This is a genomic window from Streptomyces sp. NPDC059850, from assembly GCF_042731515.1.
In the GTDB taxonomy this organism is placed as follows: domain Bacteria; phylum Actinomycetota; class Actinomycetes; order Streptomycetales; family Streptomycetaceae; genus Streptomyces.
In genome coordinates this window covers 18,471-35,359 of sequence record NZ_JBHWJI010000038.1, presented here as the reverse complement: position 1 = coordinate 35,359, position 16,889 = coordinate 18,471, and the positions used below count along the sequence as shown (strand labels likewise).

Genomic DNA, 16,889 nt, shown 5'->3' with positions numbered 1-16,889 from the left:
GACCCGCCGAGTACCCCGGCGACAGAACACTCACATCGGCACTCACATCGGCACACGCATGCGCCCGGATGGAGGTGCGGCCTCTCATCGGGCGCGACATGTGGGTACGTACGTTCATATGACGGCTGAACCCCTCGTACCCTCCGCCACCTACCGGCTTCAGCTCCAGCCCGCCTTCCCCTTCGCGGCCGCCGAGCGGGCCGTCCCGTACCTGGCCTCGCTCGGCGTCTCCCATCTGCATCTGTCGCCCGTCCTGGAGGCCTGCCCCGGGTCGGCGCACGGCTACGACATCGTCGACCCCACCGCCGTACGGGCGGAGCTGGGCGGCGAGGAGGGGCTGCGCGCCCTGGCCCGCACGGCCCGGGCGCACGGCCTCGGGCTGATCGCCGACATCGTGCCGAACCATATGGCGGTGCCGGTTCCGGAACGGCTCAACCGGCCGCTGTGGGAGGTGCTGCGGGACGGTCCCGAGTCGCGTTACGCCCGGTGGTTCGACATCGACTGGGCCGAGCACGGCCGCAAGGTGCTGCTGCCCGTACTCGGCGGGCCGCTCGGCGACGAGTGGGAGCGGCTGCGGGCGGGGGACGACGGGGTGCTGCGCTACTACGACCACGAGTTCCCGCTGCGCCCCGGCACCGAGCGGCTGCCGCTCGCCGAACTGCTGGACGCCCAGTGGTACCGGCTCGGCTGGTGGCGGCTGGCCCGCACCGAGCTGAACTACCGCCGCTTCTTCACCATCTCCGAGCTGATCGCGGTGCGCGTCGAGGACCCGGAGGTCTTCGACGCGACCCACGGCAAGCTGCTGGAGCTGCTGCGCGACGGGGTGATCGACGGCCTGCGGGTGGACCACCCGGACGGCCTCGCCGACCCCGAGGGCTATCTGCGGCGGCTGGATCAGGCGGTACGGGCGGCGACGGGCGGCCGCCGCTGGACCGTCGCGGAGAAGATCCTCGCCCGCGACGAACCCCTCCCCGCCCACTGGCCCGTCGCCGGTACCACCGGCTACGACGCGCTGCACCACATCGACGGCCTCTTCGTCGACCCGGACGGCCTGGCGAAGCTGACCGCCGTCTACCAGAGCTACACCGCCGCCCCGCTGGACGAGGGCGGCGACTGGACTGCCACGGTCCGCCGAGCCGCCCACCACGTGGTGACCCACGAACTGGCCGCCGAGGTCAACCGCCTGACCCGCACCGCCACCCGCATCTGCGCCGCCTCCCTCCCCCTGCGCGACCACGCCCCCTGGGCCCTCCACACGGCGATCCGCGCCCTGCTCGTACGCCTACCGGTCTACCGCCCGTACGCCACGGTGCGCCTTGCCGGGGCGGCGGGGGCGGATGCGGCGGCAGGGGCGGATGCGGCGGTTGGGGCGGCCGGGACGGACACCTCAGCCGGGGCAGACGCAACGCACCCGGCATACCCGGCGGTTGGGCCGGACACGGCGGCCGGAACGGACCCCTCGGCCGGAGCACACGCGACCGACACGGCGACCAGGGCACGCTCAGCGGACGCGGCACACCCAGCCGCCGGGACGAACACAGCGCACCCGGAGGACGCGGCGGTTGGACCGCACACGACAGCCGGGGCCGACACGACGGCCAGGGCGAACGCGCCGCGCCCAGCGGTCGGGGCGCACACGGCAGACGCGGCGCACGCCCCGACCGGGGCACAGGCGGCGGCCGGGGCCGACACGGCGGCAGGCGCAACAACCGAGACCGACGCGGAGATGCTGCACCGGGCCGCGCAGGACGCCCGTACGGCCGCCTTCGCCGTCGCGGACGAGGCCCGAGCCGTGGACACCGTACGAGACGCGGCGCTCGGCAGGCTCGGCGACGGCCCGGACCACCGCGACTTCTGCGCCCGCTTCGCCCAGACCGCCGCCGCGCTGCGCGCCAAGTCCGTCGAAGACACCGCCTTCTACCGCTACACCCCGCTGCTCTCGGCCGCCGAGGTGGGCGGCGACCCCGGCCGCCCGGCCGTCTCCCCCAATGACTTCCACACCTTCGCCGCCCGGCTGCTCCGCGACTGGCCGACGACCGGCACGGTGCTGTCCACCCACGACACCAAGCGCAGCGCGGACGTACGGGCCCGGATCGCGGCGCTCACCGAGTCCCCGGCCTGGTGGGGACGGCTGCTGGCGGAACTGTCCCCCCAACCGGAGGCCCCCGATCCGCACCTCGCCTGGACGGCCTGCCAGACAGCGCTGGGCCTAGGCACCGCAGCCCCGGAACGGCTCGTCCCGGCCGTACTCAAGGCGGTCCGCGAAGCGGGTCTCCACACCACCTGGACCGAGCAGAACGCCACGTACGAAGACGCCGTGACCGCCTACCTGGAGTCCGCCCCATGGGCAGCCCTGGACGCCTTCGAGACCGAAATCGCCGCCCCCGCCCGGGCCAACACGCTCGGCGCGGCCCTGCTGCACCTGACCATGCCGGGCGTGCCCGACCTGTACCTGGACACCGAGCGCGCCTACCGCGCCCTCGTCGACCCGGACAACCGCCGCCCGCCCACGCTGGACGCCCCGGCGGCCGACGACCCGCTATCCACCGAGAAACTCATGCTCACCCGGACGGCACTACGGCTGCGCCGCGACCACCCGAACTGGTTCGGCCCCGGCAGCACCTACACCCCCCTGATCGCCGCGGGCCCGGCGTCCGCCCACTGCGTAGCGTTCCAACGCACCAACAGCCCGAACACCGGCGCCATCACCATCGTCACCCGCCTCTCCCACCGTCTGGCAGAGTCCGGCGGCTGGGACCGCACCCACCTCCCCCTCCCTCCCGGCCCCTGGCGCAACCTCCTGACCGACCGCACCACCGAGGCCCCAACCCCCCTCGCCGACCTACTGGCCCACCTCCCGGTGGCCCTGCTGGTCCGTTGACTCAGCCGCCCCAGTAGTCCGCAAGCATCTCGCCCGGCCAGCTGGGCCCGGAGACCTCACCCCGTGGGCCCATCTCCTTGAAGTAGGGCGCGAGGTCGAGAACAGGGCTGCCGTCGATGGCGTCCAGGTCCGTCACATGAAGATCCAGACCGTCGACCTTCAAGAGACGGGGGAACGACTGGGCGAGTTGATTCGGCCGCCGATGATTGCGATGCACGAACGTCCCCGTGGCGGGCCACCTGGGGTCGTTCCGTGGACTGCGCACATGCAGGGCGACGTCATCAGGCGAAGCCTTGTGGAAGTGCCAGACGACCAAGAGGTGCGAGAACGCGTCCAGCCCTTGGACCACCTCTGCCGGGAAGCCCGGATCGAGCCGGATAACAGCCGTACCGCCCCAGTGGTCGTCCGTCGGCTCGGTGCGCCCGCCGACGACGATCCCGATGGGCTTGATCTCAAGCGCACCGATCATGCTCTTCCCCTCATTCCGTCTTCACTTGGGGTGTAAGGACACCGCAGACGACGTTCACCGACAAGCCGCCGCAAGGAGCTGCTGATGCATTTACAGTCACACCCCCGCGCGCTACGTTCACAAAGCAACTTGGGAGCGCTCCCATACCGACGGTTCCTGACCCGATCACGTCGAAGGGAAGACCAGCGCAATGGCTCGACGATTACTGGCCCCCGCACGCCCCCCACACCCGCCGGGCAACTCCCGCGCCCGTGGATACGTCCTGCTGGTACTGCTCTCCGTGCTGCCCGCCCTGGGCCTCGTCTTCTTCTCCGGAGGCAGCGCTTCCGCTCACGGCGCGCCCATGGCGCCGGGCAGCCGCACCTATCTGTGCTGGAAGTACAGCCTGTCCAGCACCGGTGAGGTCAAGCCGACCAACCCGGCCTGCAAGGCCGCGTTCAACAAGAGTGGCGCGACCCCGTTCTACAACTGGTTCGCGGTGCTCCGCTCGGACGGCGCGGGCCGGACCAAGGGCTTCATCCCCGACGGCAAGCTGTGCAGCGGCGCGGCCACCGTCTACGACTTCTCCGGCTTCGACCTGGGCAGCAAGGACTGGCCGGTGACGCATCTGACCTCCGGCAAGTCGATGCAGTTCTCGTACAACGCCTGGGCCGCGCACCCGGGTTCGTTCCGCAGCTACGTCACCAAGAGCCCCATCGATCCGACGAAGCCGCTCACCTGGAACGACCTGGAGGACCAGCCGTTCGACACGGTGACCAACCCGCCGCAGACCGGCCCGGTCGGCACGGTCGACGGCAAGTACACGTGGAACGCCACCCTGCCCTCGGGCAAGAGCGGGCGCCACGTCATCTACACCGTGTGGACCCGCTCGGACAGCCAGGAGACCTTCTACAGCTGCTCCGACGTGGTCTTCGACGGCGGCAACGGCGAGGTGACGGTCCCGGGCGCCGACTCCGGCGGCGGCGATCCCACGGACCCGACCGACCCGACCGACCCGCCGACCGCCAAGTGCACCGCGACCCAGAAGACCACCGGCACGTGGAACGGCGGCTACCAAGCCGAGGTGAAGGTGACCAACACCGGTGCCACGCCCATCTCCTCGTGGATGGTCGACTGGACCCTGCCGTCCGGCCAGCGGGTCGACAGCGTCTGGAACGGCAAACTGGCCAGCGGCAGTACGGCGGCCTCGGTCACCAACGCCGACTGGAACGGCTCCCTGGCCGCCGGAGCTTCGACCACCTTCGGCTACGTCGCCAGCGGCGGCTCCCCGGACACGGCGGCCGCCCCGATCTGCATGGTGCACTGATCCGCTCACCGAACTGTCAGCGCACCTCCCCCGCCGGTCTGCCGCCCCCGTCCCCTCCGGACGGCAGACCGGCCCCGCGAGGCCGTTCGGTTCAAGCGTCCAGTGAGAAAGCGTTCTTGGCATGCGAGACGGATGCCTCGGAGGCGGGCCCGCCGGGATTCTCGGTGGCCAGAGCCTGGTTGAGGGCGACGAAGGGACGCATCCGCCGCTCGTAGCGAGCGTACGCGGCGCGGTGATCGCCGTGCGCCCGGGCGAGACAGTCGGCCAGCGCGTGAGCGCCCACCAGGGCCAGGCTGGTGCCTTGCCCCGAGAGCGGGGAAGGGCAATAACCGGCGTCTCCGAGCAGGGCCACCCTGCCACGTGACCAGCCGTCCATCCGGATCTGGGCCATGGCATCGCAGTAGAAATCGGGCGCCTCCCGGGCGGCCTTGGCCAGGCGGGCCCCCTCCCACCTCAGGGAAGCGAGCTTGTCGACGACGAGTTGCCGAAGGGCGCCGCCGCCCCGGAGATCGCGGGCAAGGGGCGCGGACTGGAAGCCGAAGGCAACCCTGAGCTGGGTGTTGTCACGCACGGGCATGATGCCGAAGCCCACGTCGCCATCCCGGAGCCACACCTGCCAGTCGTCCAGCGCGAGGAAGTTGTCCGCGCTGAACACGGAGAGGTAGCTGCCCAGGTGATGGGCGAATCGGTGCTCGGGGCCGAAGGCCAGGCGCCGTACGGTCGAATGCAGGCCGTCCGCGCCGATCACGAGGTCGAAGCCGCGGGAGGCCCCGTGGGCGAAGTCGACGCGCACGCCGGTCTCGTTCTCGTCAAGCGCGGTGACGCTGTCGCCGAAGAGGTACTCGACATCCGCGCGCGTGTGTTCGTACACCATCCGCACCAGGTCCTCACGCAGCAGCTCGATGTCGTCGCTGTCGAGGCGGCCGCTGCTGAAGGCCATCTCGGTGGAGCGATCGATCTCAAAGCCTTCGGGGTCGAGGATCGACATGCCACGCATCCGGGTCCGCACGCGTCGCGCCTGCTCCAGCAGGCCCATCCGCTCGACGACGTCGAGCGCGACACCCCGGACGTCCACGGCCTGGCCGCCGGGGCGCGGCTCCGGGGCGCGTTCGACGACGGTGACCTCGAAGCCGTGGCGGTGAAGCCAGTAGGCGAGCGCGGGCCCGGCGATTCCGCCGCCGGAGATGAGAACAGTCTGCATGTGATCTCCTCCAATACGCTGTACGCGCACTGAACGTACGGCGTACGCACACCTCCTTCAACTGGCCAAATGAACGCTCTGAACTAGGACAGCGGGGATCCGTTCGGCGTCGCCGCTGCTACCCTCTGCACTAGTACAGGCCGGAAAGGTGGCAGGACGTGACGAAGCCCACAGGCGCATCCGTGCCGCCCTACCTGCGCATCGTCGCCAGGATCCGGCGGCGCATCGCCGACGGTGAACTGGGCCCCGGCGACCCGGTTCCCTCAACCCGTCAGATCGCCAGGGAATGGGGTGTCGCACTCGCCACCGCCACCAAGGCCCTGACTACCCTGCGCCTTGAGGGCCTGGTCGAGACCCGCCCCCGGGCGGGCAGCGTCGTCGCCGGAACCGTTCCGGTCACACCGCCCCGCAGGCCCTCGCCACCCGCCCCGCCCTCCGATCCGGAGCTGACCCTCGACCGGATCGTCCGCGCGGCCATCGACATCGCCGATACCGAAGGGCTGTCGGCGCTCTCCATGCGCGGCGTCGCGGCCCGGCTCGGTGTCGCCGCCATGTCCCCCTACCGGTATCTCCCCAGCAAGGACGATCTCGTCCTGCTCATGGCCGACGCCGCGTTCGGCGAGGCGACCTACCCCGCCGACGCGCCCGAAGGCTGGCGCTCCCGCATCGAGCTGGGCGCTCGGACCCTGTGGACCCTGTACCGCAGGCACCCGTGGCTGGCGCAACTCGGCTCCCTCACCCGCCCGTTGCTCGTGCCCAACCTGATCGCCCACGGCGAATGGATGCTGAGCGCCCTCGACGGACATGGCCTCGACCCCACCACCCTGTTCGACATCCATGTACTGATCTACAGCCATGTCCAGGGCCTGGCGGTGCACCTGGAGTGGGAGGCGCACGCCGAAGCCTCCACGGGCCAATCGGAAGACCAGTGGATGGACAGCCGGACTCCCGCCCTCCGGGCGCTGGTGGAGTCCGGCCGCTTCCCCACCTTCACCAAGGTGGTCGGAGCCTTCGACGACGGCTATGACCTGCGTCTCGACGCGCTCTTCGCCTCCGGCTCCAAGGCGCTCCTCGACGGCCTGACCCCCATCATCGAAGGCCAGGCGACGGCAGATCGGCCTCGCTCAGCAGGGTCGTGAAGGCGGCGGTCGCGCCGGTGAGGGGGACTCGGGAGAAGGCGGTCAGTTCGCGGCGCCAGGGTGGGTCCAGGGGGATCGTCGCGCAGGTGTGGCGGGCTGCCGCGTGGGCGGGGGCTATGAGGATGCCCAGGCCGGCGGCGGCCATGGCCACGGCGGTCGAGCTGTGTTCGGTGTCCACGGCGGTGCGGGGCGTGAAACCGGCGCGTTCGCAGGCCAGGTCCAGGAAGCGGCGGCCGTCGACCACCGGTTCCAGGGCGCAGCGCACCCAGTCGCGGTCCGCAAGGTCGGTGAGGCGTACGGCCTCGCGGGAGGCCAGGGGGTCGTCCGGGGCCACGACGACCATCACCTCCTCCTCGCCCAGGGACACCACGGGCCCGTCCCACCCTTTCGGCCGGTGGCCGACCGCGAGGTCCGCCACGCCGTGGTCCATGGCGTCGCGCAGTTCCTCGCCGGTGGCGTACTCGTGCAACACCAGGCGCATGCCCGGGCGTTCGCGCCGCCAGCGGGCGAAGTGGGCGGGCAGGACGCCGACCGCGAGGGCATGCAGGGTCGCGAGGTGGAGTTCCCCGCCCTCCGCGTCGGCGGCGGCGTGCGCGGCGCGCCAGGCCCGTCCGGCGCTGCGCACGGCCAGTTCGGAGTGCGGCAGGAAGGCGCGGCCCATGGGGGTGAGCCGTACGCCGCGTGGCAGCCGCTCCAGCAGCGGGCCGCCCACCTCCCGTTCCAGGGCCTTGATCTGGTGGGAGAGCGCGGACTGGGTGACGCCCAGCAGATCGGCGGCGCGGGTGAAGGACGCCTCCTCGACGACGGTCATCAGGTATTCCATCTGGCGCAGGCTCATGTGTCCTTCTGGATATGAAGGTTGCTCATGGATTCCAGAGAGACAATGCCTTGGACTCATGGGTTCCTCAAGGCGGAGCCTGACGGCATGTATGAGCATGAGACGGACATCATCGTCATCGGCGGCGGCACCGGCGGTTACAGCACCGCGCTGCGCGCCGCCGCGCTGGGTCTGCGGGTCGTCCTCGCCGAGCGGGAGCTGATCGGCGGGACTTGTCTGCATCGCGGCTGCATCCCCAGCAAGGCGATGCTGCACGCGGCCGAGCTGGTGGACGGGATCGCGGAGGCGCGGGAGCGCTGGGGGGTAAAGGCGACCCTGGACGCGGTGGACTGGCCCGCGCTGACCGCGACCCGCGACGACATCGTGGCTCGTAACCACCGTGGGGTGGAGGGGCAGCTCTCGCACGCGGGCGTCGAGGTGGTCCGGGGCAGCGCCGCCCTCACCGGTCCGCGTACGGTGCGGATCGAGCGCCACGGGGAGTGGATCGCACGCCGGGGCGTCGTCGTGGCCACCGGCTCGCGGCCCCGTACGCTGCCGGGCCTCGCGCCGGACGGGCGGCGGGTCGTCACCAGCGACGACGCGCTGTTCGCGCCCGGACTCCCGGCCTCCGTCCTGGTGCTGGGCGGGGGCGCGATCGGCGTCGAGTACGCCTCGCTGCACCGCTCCATGGGCGCGCGAGTGATCCTCGTCGAGGCGGCGGACCGGCTGCTGCCGCTGGAGGACGCCGATGTCAGCCGCCATCTGACGCGCGGGCTGAAGAAGCGCGGCGTGGAGGTGCTGACCGGGGCGCGGCTGGATGGGGCCGAGCCGTACGAGGACGGGGTGCGGGCCGCCGTCCGCCCAAAGCGCGGCGAGACGCGCGAGCTGGACGTGGAGCGGCTGTTGGTCGCCGTCGGCCGCGAACCGGTGACGGACGGGCTGGAGCTGGGCGCCGCCGGACTCGCCACCGACGCGCGCGGGTTCCTCGCGCCCGCCGACTGGTCGCGGCTGGAGACGGCCATACGAGGCATCCACGCCGTGGGGGACGTACTGCCCCCGCCGTCCCTGGGGCTGGCCCACGCGTCGTTCGCGGAGGGTCTGTTGGTCGCCGAGGCGCTGGCGGGCGGCTCGCCCCGGCCGGTGGACTACGACGCGGTGCCGCGCGTCACGTATTCGAGCCCGCAGACGGCCTCGGTGGGGCTCTCGGAGGCCGAGGCGCGGGACCGTACGGGCGGGTGGGTCGTCGCCCACACCATGCGGCTGACCGCCGTCGCCAAGGGCATGGTGCACGGGCAGGGCGGGATGGTGAAGGTGGTCGCCGAGAAGACTGGCGGCGGGAAGGCGGACGGCGGGAAAGGGACCGGTCGCGTGCTCGGTGTCCACCTGGTGGGCCCGCACGTGTCGGAGATGATCGCCGAGAGCCAGCTCGTCGTCGGCTGGGACGCCGAACCGGCCGACGTGGCCCAGCACATCCACCCGCATCCCACCCTCTCGGAGGCGGTCGGCGAGGCGTATCTGACGCTCGCCGGGCGGGGGCTGCATCAGCAGTAGCCGAAATGGCGTGGACGGGGGCGAGTTGGTGACCCTAGAGTGCGCGTCAACGCCCGTGCAGACGAGGAAGGAGGCGCCGAGCCATGAAGACGTTCGCCATTCCGCGCTCCCGCCCCCTCTCCCCCGGGCGTACCCCCGTCTGATCACGCGATCCGACCGGGAGCGCATCGCGTCCCCGGAAGGAATCCCATGACCGGACTGGTCATCCGCGCGCTCACCGAGAGCGACGCGCATCTGTTTCACGCACTGCCCGGCACCGGCCCCGCGCTCGTCGGCCGGGGCCGTTTCGGCCACACGTACGCCACTGTCGGCCGGGGCGGCGAGTACCGCCCGGAGTGGACCTGGGTGGCGCTGCGCGGGGAGCGGGTCGTGGCCCGCGCCGCGTGGTGGGGCGGGCCGGACGACACCGCGCCCATCGCCCTGGACTGGTTCGACTTCGCCGAGGGCGAGGCCGAGGCCGCCGCGGAGCTGCTGCGCACCGCTCCCCTCCGCACCGAGTACGCCCTGCTGGCGCCGCCCGGCTGGCGCGACCGGCCGGACGAGCGCGCGGCGGTACGGGCCCGGGTCGACGCGGCCGTGGCGAGCGGGCTCAGCCCCCTGGTCGAGCGCTACCGCTACGAGTGGACGCCCGCCGCCGGACTTCCCGAGCGGCCGGGGCGGCTGGAGTTCCGGCCGGAACCCGACGAAGCGGTGATCGCCGACGTACTGCGCCACGTCCACCAGGACACGCTGGACGCACACGACCGCAAGACCATCGCCGAGCGCGGCATCGAGGCGGCGGTCGCTGAGAACCTGGAGCTGTTCCACTGGTTTCCCTCACCCCGCGAGTGGTGGCGGCTGGCGTGGACGCCGGGCGGGGAGGTCGTCGGCATCCAGGTACCCGCGCACAATCCGGCCGGGCCGTGCGTCGGCTTCATCGGGGTCGTCCCCGGGCAGCGCGGCCACGGCTACGCGTACGACCTGCTCGTGGAGTGCACCCACGACCTGGTGGAACGGGGCGCGACGAAGATCGCCGCCGCGACCGACCAGGGCAACCGGCCGATGGCCGCGCACTTCGCCAGGGCGGGCTACCCCCTCACCCAGGAGCGCATCGATCTCATCTGAGACTGGCCGGTCGCGCCCTGCTGCGCGCCCGGTGCTCCGTCCCACAGCATGGTTCCGAACCCGTCCGCAGGACGATGTGAGGAGACGTCAGTGCTGTTCGAGGTGTGGGCGCCGCATGCCGAACGGGTCGGGCTCCAGGTAGACGGCCGTACGCGTCCCATGGAGCGCGATCCCGGCCGCGACGGCTGGTGGCGGGCCGAGGCCGACGCGGAACACGGGACGCGCTACGGCTTCGCGCTCGACGGCGGGCCCCCGCTGCCCGATCCGCGCTCCCGGCGCCAGCCGGACGGGCCGGAGGGGCTGAGCGCGGTCGTGGACCACTCCCGCTTCCCCGGGGACGGGGAGCGGGAGTGGTTCGGGCGGCCGCTGCCGGGCGCGGTGCTGTACGAGCTGCACATCGGGACGTTCACCCCGGAGGGCACCTTCGACGCGGCCGCCGCACGACTTCCGCAGCTGGCCGCGCTGGGCATCACCCACGTGGAGCTGATGCCGGTGTGCCCGTTCCCCGGGACCCACGGCTGGGGGTACGACGGGGTCGCGCCGTGGGCCGTGCACGAGCCGTACGGCGGTCCCGAGGGGCTGGCCCGGTTCGTGGACGCGGCGCACCGGCACGGCCTCGGCGTCGTCCTGGACGTGGTGCACAACCACCTGGGGCCGTCCGGCAACCGCCTGCCCGAGTTCGGGCCGTACTTCACCGACACCCACCACACCCCCTGGGGTGCGGCGGTCAACCTGGACGCGCCCGGCTCCGACGAGGTCCGCGCGTACTTCATCGGCAGTGCCCTCGCCTGGCTGCGCGACTACCGGCTGGACGGGCTGCGGCTGGACGCCGTGCACGCGCTGCACGACACCCGGGCCCGGCACTTCCTGGCAGAGCTGTCCGCCGAGGTGGACGCGCTGGCGGCCCAGGTCGGCCGACCGCTGTTCCTGATCGGCGAGTCGGATCTGAACGACCCGCGCACCACCACCCCGCGCGAGGCGGGCGGCCACGGTCTGCACGCCCAGTGGAACGACGACTTCCACCACGCCCTGCACACGTACCTCACCGGCGAACGGCAGGGCTACTACGCCGACTTCGCCGCCGAGGGGCCAGCGGCCCTGGCCAAGACGCTCCAGCGGGGCTTCTTCCACGACGATACGTACTCGGCCTTCCGGGGCCGCCGCCACGGCGGCCCGCTGAACCCGCTCACCACCCCGGCCCACCGGCTCCTCGGCTACGCCCAGACCCACGACCAGATCGGCAACCGGGCGACCGGCGACCGGCTCTCGTCCCGGCTCTCCCCCGGGCTGCTGGCCTGCGCGGCGGCGCTCGTGCTGTGCGCGCCGTTCACGCCGATGCTCTTCATGGGCGAGGAGTGGGGCGCGGGGACGCCCTGGCAGTACTTCACCGACCACCAGGACCCGGAGCTGGCCGAGGCGGTACGGCGCGGCCGCCGCCGCGAGTTCGCCGCCCACGGCTGGGCGGAGGCGGACGTCCCGGACCCGCAGGACCCGGCGACCCGGCTGCGGTCCTGCCTGGACTGGACCGAGCCGGGCCGCGAGCCGCACCGCGCGCTGCTGGACTGGCACCGGCGGCTGATCGCGCTGCGCCGCGCGGAGCCCGCGCTGACGGCTCCCGACTGGTCCCGCACGGTGCCATTCCATGAGCCGGACGGCTGCTTCGGCTTCCGGCGCGGGCCGCTCCGTATCGTCGTCAACCCGCACGACCGCCCGGCGGACGCCCGGCTGGAGCAGGTCCCCGCCGAGGTGGTCGCCGCCTGGCGGCCGGTCGAGCCGCCGGGCCCGGACGGCACGCTGCGGCTGCCGCCGGAGTCGGCCGCGGTGCTCAGGTCGTACGAAGGCGGTCAGCCCTCCTGAGGGGCGAGCCGCAGCGAGATGGAGTTGATGCAGTAACGCTGATCGGTCGGGGTCGGATAGCCCTCGCCCGCGAAGACATGGCCGAGGTGCGAGCCGCAGCGGGAGCACCGCACCTCGGTGCGGACCATGCCGAGCGTGCGGTCCTCGATCAGCTCGACCGCGGACGAGTCCGACGGGTCGTAGAAGGACGGCCAGCCGCAGTGGCTCTCGAACTTCGTCTCGGAGCGGAACAGCTCCGCGCCGCACGCCCGGCAGGAGTAGACGCCGGTCGTCTTGGTGTCGGTGTATTCACCGGTGAAGGGGCGCTCGGTGCCCGCCTCGCGCAGGACCTGGTACTCCTGCGGAGTCAGCTCCGCGCGCCACTGTTCCTCCGGCTTGTCGATCTCGTACGCCATGGACGGACCCTCCTCAGCTCTCCCGGTTCGCCGGGCTCCTCAGGGCGCTCCGGGCTCGCCGCGTCTGCAGACGGGCGAGGATCTCCGGACCGAGGTCGGTGACATCGCCCGCGCCCATGGTGAGAACAAGGTCACCGGGCCCCGCCATTCCGGCGATCAGGCCGGGGATCGCGGACCGGTCGTGCTCGGCGGTCACGTCCGCGCCGTGGCGGCTCGCGGCGTCGATCACCAGGGCGCTGGTGATGCCGGGGACGGGGTCCTCGCGGGCCGGGTAGATGTCGAGGACGACGGAGGCGTCGGCCAGCGCCAGGGCCTCGCCCATCTCGGCGCCCAGCTCCTGCGTACGGCTGAACAGATGCGGCTGGAAGACCACCAGGACCCGGCCCTCCCCGGCGCCGCCGCGGATGGCCTCCAGGTCGGCGGCGATCTCGGTGGGGTGGTGCGCGTACGAGTCGATGACCTGCACCCCGGCCGCGGTGCCCTTGAGCTGGAGGCGCCGCTTGACGCCGGTGTACGAGGCGATCGCGGGGGCGAGGTCGCGGGCGGGCACGTCCAGGGCGGCGCCCGCGGCGAGCGCGGCGACGGCGTTGTGCGCGTAGTGGCGGCCGGGCACGGAGACGGTGAACGTCAGCTCCTCACCGCCCAGGGCCTCCGCGAGCCGCACGGTGACCTCGCTGGTCAGCCCGTGCGGGACGACCTCCAGGACCCGTACGTCCGCGTCGGCGGCCTCACCGTAGGTGAGCACCCGCAGGCCGTCCTGGCCCGCGACCTTGGTGGTCAGCTCGCGGGCGCCCTCGTGGTCGGCGGAGATCACGAGCGTGCCGCCGGGCCGCACCCGCTCCACGAAGGTCCGGAACGAGTCGTAGATCTCGTCCATGGAGGCGTAGTTGGCGTGGTGGTCCAGCTCCACGTTGAGGATGATCGCGACCTCGGGCGCGTACTTGTGGAAGCTGCGGTCGCTCTCGTCCGCCTCCGCGACGAAGATCTCGCCGCCGCCGTGCTCGGCGCTGGACCCGGGCACGTCCAGGTCGCCGCCGATCACGTACGACGGGTCGAGGCCGAGGGTGCCCAGCGAGACGGCGAGCATCGAGGTCGTGGTCGTCTTGCCGTGCGTACCGGCGACCGCGATCGGCCGGTGGCCGTCCATCAGCGCGGCGAGCGCGTCCGAGCGGTGCACGACGGGGATGCCGCGCTCGTTCGCCGCGACCAGTTCGGCGTTGTCGGCGCGGATGGCGCTGGAGATGACGACGCTGGTGGCGTCGGGGGCGAGGTTCCCGGCGGCGTGCCCGATGTGCACGGTGGCGCCCAGGTCGCGCAGCGCGGCCACGATCGGGGAGTCCTTGGAGTCACTGCCCGCGACCCGCGCGCCGCGCTGGACGAGAACCTTCGCGACGCCGGACATCCCGGCGCCGCCGATGCCGATGAAATGCGGACGGTCCAGCGCGTCGGGGGCAATGCCGGCCGGTGCCATGTACGGGTCTCCCCTGGTTGAGCGGTCTTCTCGGTTCTGACGGCCCGATTCTCGCACCCCGCCGCCCGCCGCCGTACGGTGCTCAGCCGCCCGTGGGTGTCCGCCCCTCGCCGACCTCGTCGTCCGTGTGCGAGAACAGCTTCAGCACCGGGACGCCGACCGTGTGGCGGGCCCGGGAGGCCCAGTCGCGGTGGAAGAACTCCTCCACGAAGTGCGGCGCGGTGAGGACGATCACCTCGTCGGCGCCGGTCTCCTCCACCACCCCGCGCAGGACGTCCAGCGGGCGCCGCTGGACGACATGGCCTCGGGCCTCGCTGCCCGCCGCGCGCAGGGCGGCCACCGAGTGGCTCAGGGCGCGCTCGGCGGGCTCCAGCGCCTCGCGGCCCTCCGGCTCCTCGCCTTCCTGGGCGGCCTGTTCCAGCTCGCCGAGCGCGATGTCGTCGATGGCGCGGAGCAGCCGGTCCTTGCTGCCCCGGGGCTGCATCAGCACGACGAAGGAGACCGGGTCATCGCCGTGCAGGGTGGTGACGAACTCGACGTCGGCAGCGGTCAGCGGCTTTTCGATCATCAAAATGCTCGTGAACACGACGTGCGCCCTTCTCGTTCTTCAAGCCTTCAACGAAGCAGTAGGAATGAAGCGGTAGGAATCAGGTCCGTTTAGCACAAAACTATGGGTAAATCCGACGGTAGCGGGTGAAAAGGAAACCGGCGTCCTCCAGTACGGAAGCGAGAGCGAACCGTTCCGGTTCCACGGCCAGGGGACCGTTCGCGATCCGTGCCGCGTCGCCCGCGACCATCAGCGGGGCCACCGCCAGGCACAGCTCGTCCAGCACCCCGGCGGCCGCGAACTGCGCCAGCAGCCGGGGGCCGCCCTCGGTCAGCAGCCGGGTGTGGCCCAGCTCGGCGAGGGCCGCCGGGACCGCCGCCACGTCGACCCGCCCCGAGGGCCCGGACCCCGCGCGCACCACCCGGGCCCCGGCGGCCTTCGCCGCCTCGACCCGCTCCTCCGCCGCCCGCGCGCCGGTGATCACCACGGTCGGCACCAGCGGCTCGGTGAACAGCGGAGCCGCGAAGTCCAGCTCCAGGCTGGCGCTGACCACGGCTATCGCGGGCGCCGGGGACTGGCCGAGCGCCGCCCGGCGCTCGGCGAACGCCTCCCGGGCGCGGGCGGGCCGGTAGCCCTCCTGACGTACGGTCTCGGCGCCGACCACCACCGCGTCGGCGAGCCCGCGCAGCACCCCGAAGATCCGCATGTCGGTCTCGGACGACAGCGGCTGCGACCGGCCGTCGTGGTGGGCCGCGCCGTCCAGCGAGGACACCATGTTGGCCCGCAGATACGCCCCCGAGGCGCTCTGCGGCCGGTCCGGGTACGCGTACGCGTCGGCCAGCTCGTCGAGGTCCCACTCGCGGTCGGGGGCGGCGGGCGGAACGGACGGTTCGGTGGGCAGTGGGAACAGGCGTCGCATGGCCGCAGTGTGACATGGCTCCCTCCGGGACGGTCCGCTCGGGAAAAGCGACTACCCTGGACACCCGTGTCCGCACCAATCACCACGTCCGGCTCGGCAGGCTCAATAGCCGCCGAAGCCCCCGTCGCCCTCACGGCCCGCGCGCCGCAGGTGCCCGCCGAGCGCCTGGTGGCCGAGATGGTGCCGCCGCCCCGGTTCGCCACGGTGAGCTTCGACAACTACATCCCGGACCGCAACCAGCCCAGCCAGGCCGAGGCCGTCACCGTGCTGCGCGGCTTCGCCGAGCGGCTGGGCGGCGGAGCGGGGGCGGGCAAGGACAAGGGCGGCCTCAGAAGCTGGTTCCGCCGGGCCAAGCCCGCCGCCCCCAGCGGCCCGCGCGGGGTGTACCTCGACGGCGGCTACGGCGTCGGCAAGACCCATCTGCTGGCCTCCCTGTGGCACGCGACCCCGGCCCCGTCCGAGAAGAAGGCGTTCGGCACCTTCGTCGAGCTGACGAACCTGGTCGGCGCGCTCGGCTTCCAGCAGACCGTGAAGACCCTGAGCGATCACCGGCTGCTGTGCATCGACGAATTCGAGCTGGACGACCCGGGCGACACCGTCCTCGTCTCGTCCCTGCTGGGCAAGCTGGTCGAGGCGGGTGTGGCGCTCGCCGCGACGTCCAACACCCTCCCCGGCAAGCTCGGCGAGGGCCGGTTCGCGGCCGCCGACTTCCTGCGCGAGATCCAGGGGCTGTCCGCCCACTTCCAGCCGGTGCGCATCGACGGCGAGGACTACCGCCACCGCGGGCTGCCCGAGGCCCCCGCGCCGCACTCCGACGAGATAGTCACCCGCGCGGCCAAGCGCACGCCGGGCGCCTCCCTGGACGCCTTCCCCGAGCTGCTGGAGCACCTGTCCCAGGTGCACCCGAGCCGGTACGGCGCGATGTCCGACGGCCTCCAGGCCGTGTGCCTGACCGGGGTCGGGCCGGTGCCCGACCAGTCGACCGCGCTGCGGCTGGTGGTGCTGGCGGACCGGCTCTACGACCGTGAGGTGCCGGTGCTGGCCTCCGGCGTGCCGTTCGACCAGCTGTTCAGCGAGGAGATGCTGAACGGCGGCTACCGGAAGAAGTACTTCCGGGCGATATCCCGGCTCACCGCGCTCGCCCGCGACGCGAGGGAGCTGGCCGCGGCGTAGGGCACCGGCCGCGCACGCCGTGTTGATCAGATGGTTCCCGTGCGGGCGGGCCGCGTGAT

At 72.5% G+C, this 16,889-nt stretch carries 14 protein-coding genes; 7 read left to right on the top strand and 7 right to left on the bottom strand.

Going from position 1 to position 16,889, the window contains the following annotated elements; genetic code table 11:
• Positions 1-118 precede the first annotated feature (118 nt).
• Positions 119-2,881 carry a malto-oligosyltrehalose synthase gene (treY, locus tag ACFV9T_RS27830; RefSeq protein WP_385444984.1) on the top strand — a complete coding sequence of 921 codons (2,763 nt, stop codon included), beginning with the start codon at positions 119-121 and terminating at the stop codon, positions 2,879-2,881.
• Between the two features lies 1 nt (position 2,882).
• Here the strand turns inward: treY and ACFV9T_RS27825 are convergent, their stop codons facing one another.
• Positions 2,883-3,347, bottom strand: a complete 465-nt coding sequence (locus ACFV9T_RS27825) for an SAM-dependent methyltransferase (protein WP_385445079.1) — start codon at positions 3,345-3,347, stop codon at positions 2,883-2,885.
• A 193-nt stretch (positions 3,348-3,540) separates the two neighbouring features.
• Between ACFV9T_RS27825 and ACFV9T_RS27820 the strand changes: the two genes are divergently transcribed.
• Positions 3,541-4,656 carry a lytic polysaccharide monooxygenase gene (locus ACFV9T_RS27820; protein WP_385444982.1) on the top strand — a complete coding sequence of 372 codons (1,116 nt, stop codon included), beginning with the start codon at positions 3,541-3,543 and terminating at the stop codon, positions 4,654-4,656.
• Between the two features lie 91 nt (positions 4,657-4,747).
• On the opposite strand, the gene ACFV9T_RS27815 is transcribed toward ACFV9T_RS27820, so the two are convergent.
• Positions 4,748-5,857 carry an FAD-dependent monooxygenase gene (locus ACFV9T_RS27815; protein WP_385444981.1) on the bottom strand — a complete coding sequence of 370 codons (1,110 nt, stop codon included), beginning with the start codon at positions 5,855-5,857 and terminating at the stop codon, positions 4,748-4,750.
• A gap of 158 nt (positions 5,858-6,015) precedes the next feature.
• Between ACFV9T_RS27815 and ACFV9T_RS27810 the strand changes: the two genes are divergently transcribed.
• Positions 6,016-6,996, top strand: coding sequence for a GntR family transcriptional regulator (locus ACFV9T_RS27810; protein ID WP_385444979.1), 981 nt, complete (start codon positions 6,016-6,018; stop codon positions 6,994-6,996).
• Here ACFV9T_RS27810 and ACFV9T_RS27805 read toward each other — a convergent pair.
• Entirely contained in the window at positions 6,947-7,834 is an 888-nt protein-coding gene (locus ACFV9T_RS27805; protein ID WP_385444977.1) for a LysR family transcriptional regulator, read from the bottom strand. The two genes, ACFV9T_RS27810 and ACFV9T_RS27805, sit on opposite strands and share 50 nt — an antisense overlap.
• 87 nt (positions 7,835-7,921) lie before the next feature.
• Here ACFV9T_RS27805 and lpdA point away from each other — a divergent pair, with 87 nt between their 5' ends.
• The 3 genes from lpdA to treZ all read left to right on the top strand — a co-directional run bounded on the left by lpdA (position 7,922) and on the right by treZ (position 12,325).
• The gene (gene lpdA, locus ACFV9T_RS27800; RefSeq protein ID WP_385444975.1) at positions 7,922-9,364 is read left to right on the top strand and encodes a dihydrolipoyl dehydrogenase; all 1,443 of its coding nucleotides are present in this window, start codon (positions 7,922-7,924) and stop codon (positions 9,362-9,364) included.
• 189 nt (positions 9,365-9,553) lie between these two features.
• Positions 9,554-10,468 (top strand): GNAT family N-acetyltransferase, encoded by a 915-nt coding sequence (locus ACFV9T_RS27795; RefSeq protein WP_385444974.1) that lies wholly within the window; start codon positions 9,554-9,556, stop codon positions 10,466-10,468.
• A 90-nt stretch (positions 10,469-10,558) separates the two neighbouring features.
• Positions 10,559-12,325 (top strand): malto-oligosyltrehalose trehalohydrolase, encoded by a 1,767-nt coding sequence (treZ, locus tag ACFV9T_RS27790; RefSeq protein ID WP_385444972.1) that lies wholly within the window; start codon positions 10,559-10,561, stop codon positions 12,323-12,325.
• Here the strand turns inward: treZ and msrB are convergent.
• The 4 genes from msrB to ACFV9T_RS27770 form a co-directional block, all read right to left on the bottom strand.
• Positions 12,313-12,720: a peptide-methionine (R)-S-oxide reductase MsrB gene (gene msrB, locus ACFV9T_RS27785; RefSeq protein ID WP_385444971.1), complete on the bottom strand. Its 408-nt coding sequence runs from the start codon at positions 12,718-12,720 to the stop codon at positions 12,313-12,315. The two genes, treZ and msrB, sit on opposite strands and share 13 nt — an antisense overlap.
• A 13-nt stretch (positions 12,721-12,733) precedes the next feature.
• Positions 12,734-14,191: a UDP-N-acetylmuramate--L-alanine ligase gene (gene murC / locus ACFV9T_RS27780; RefSeq protein WP_385444969.1), complete on the bottom strand. Its 1,458-nt coding sequence runs from the start codon at positions 14,189-14,191 to the stop codon at positions 12,734-12,736.
• Between the two features lie 82 nt (positions 14,192-14,273).
• Positions 14,274-14,759: an indole-3-glycerol phosphate synthase gene (locus ACFV9T_RS27775; RefSeq protein WP_385445077.1), complete on the bottom strand. Its 486-nt coding sequence runs from the start codon at positions 14,757-14,759 to the stop codon at positions 14,274-14,276.
• A 100-nt stretch (positions 14,760-14,859) separates the two neighbouring features.
• Entirely contained in the window at positions 14,860-15,657 is a 798-nt protein-coding gene (locus ACFV9T_RS27770) for a pyrimidine reductase family protein (RefSeq protein WP_385444968.1), read from the bottom strand.
• Between the two features lie 66 nt (positions 15,658-15,723).
• Here ACFV9T_RS27770 and zapE point away from each other — a divergent pair, with 66 nt between their 5' ends.
• Complete coding sequence (gene zapE / locus ACFV9T_RS27765; protein ID WP_385444966.1) at positions 15,724-16,830, top strand: cell division protein ZapE; 1,107 nt, start codon at positions 15,724-15,726, stop codon at positions 16,828-16,830.
• The last annotated feature ends 59 nt before the right edge of the window (positions 16,831-16,889 follow it).

Bases quoted from the DNA above. Each gene is read 5' to 3' on its own strand.
- murC (WP_385444969.1), bottom strand. From the start codon at position 14,191: ATGGCACCGGCCGGCATTGCCCCCGACGCGCTGGACCGTCCGCATTTC.
- treY (WP_385444984.1), top strand. From the start codon at position 119: ATGACGGCTGAACCCCTCGTACCCTCCGCCACCTACCGGCTTCAGCTC.
- ACFV9T_RS27815 (WP_385444981.1), bottom strand. From the start codon at position 5,857: ATGCAGACTGTTCTCATCTCCGGCGGCGGAATCGCCGGGCCCGCGCTC.
- ACFV9T_RS27805 (WP_385444977.1), bottom strand. From the start codon at position 7,834: ATGAGCCTGCGCCAGATGGAATACCTGATGACCGTCGTCGAGGAGGCG.
- ACFV9T_RS27795 (WP_385444974.1), top strand. From the start codon at position 9,554: ATGACCGGACTGGTCATCCGCGCGCTCACCGAGAGCGACGCGCATCTG.
- ACFV9T_RS27820 (WP_385444982.1), top strand. From the start codon at position 3,541: ATGGCTCGACGATTACTGGCCCCCGCACGCCCCCCACACCCGCCGGGC.
- msrB (WP_385444971.1), bottom strand. From the start codon at position 12,720: ATGGCGTACGAGATCGACAAGCCGGAGGAACAGTGGCGCGCGGAGCTG.
- ACFV9T_RS27775 (WP_385445077.1), bottom strand. From the start codon at position 14,759: ATGATCGAAAAGCCGCTGACCGCTGCCGACGTCGAGTTCGTCACCACC.
- lpdA (WP_385444975.1), top strand. From the start codon at position 7,922: ATGTATGAGCATGAGACGGACATCATCGTCATCGGCGGCGGCACCGGC.
- ACFV9T_RS27770 (WP_385444968.1), bottom strand. From the start codon at position 15,657: ATGCGACGCCTGTTCCCACTGCCCACCGAACCGTCCGTTCCGCCCGCC.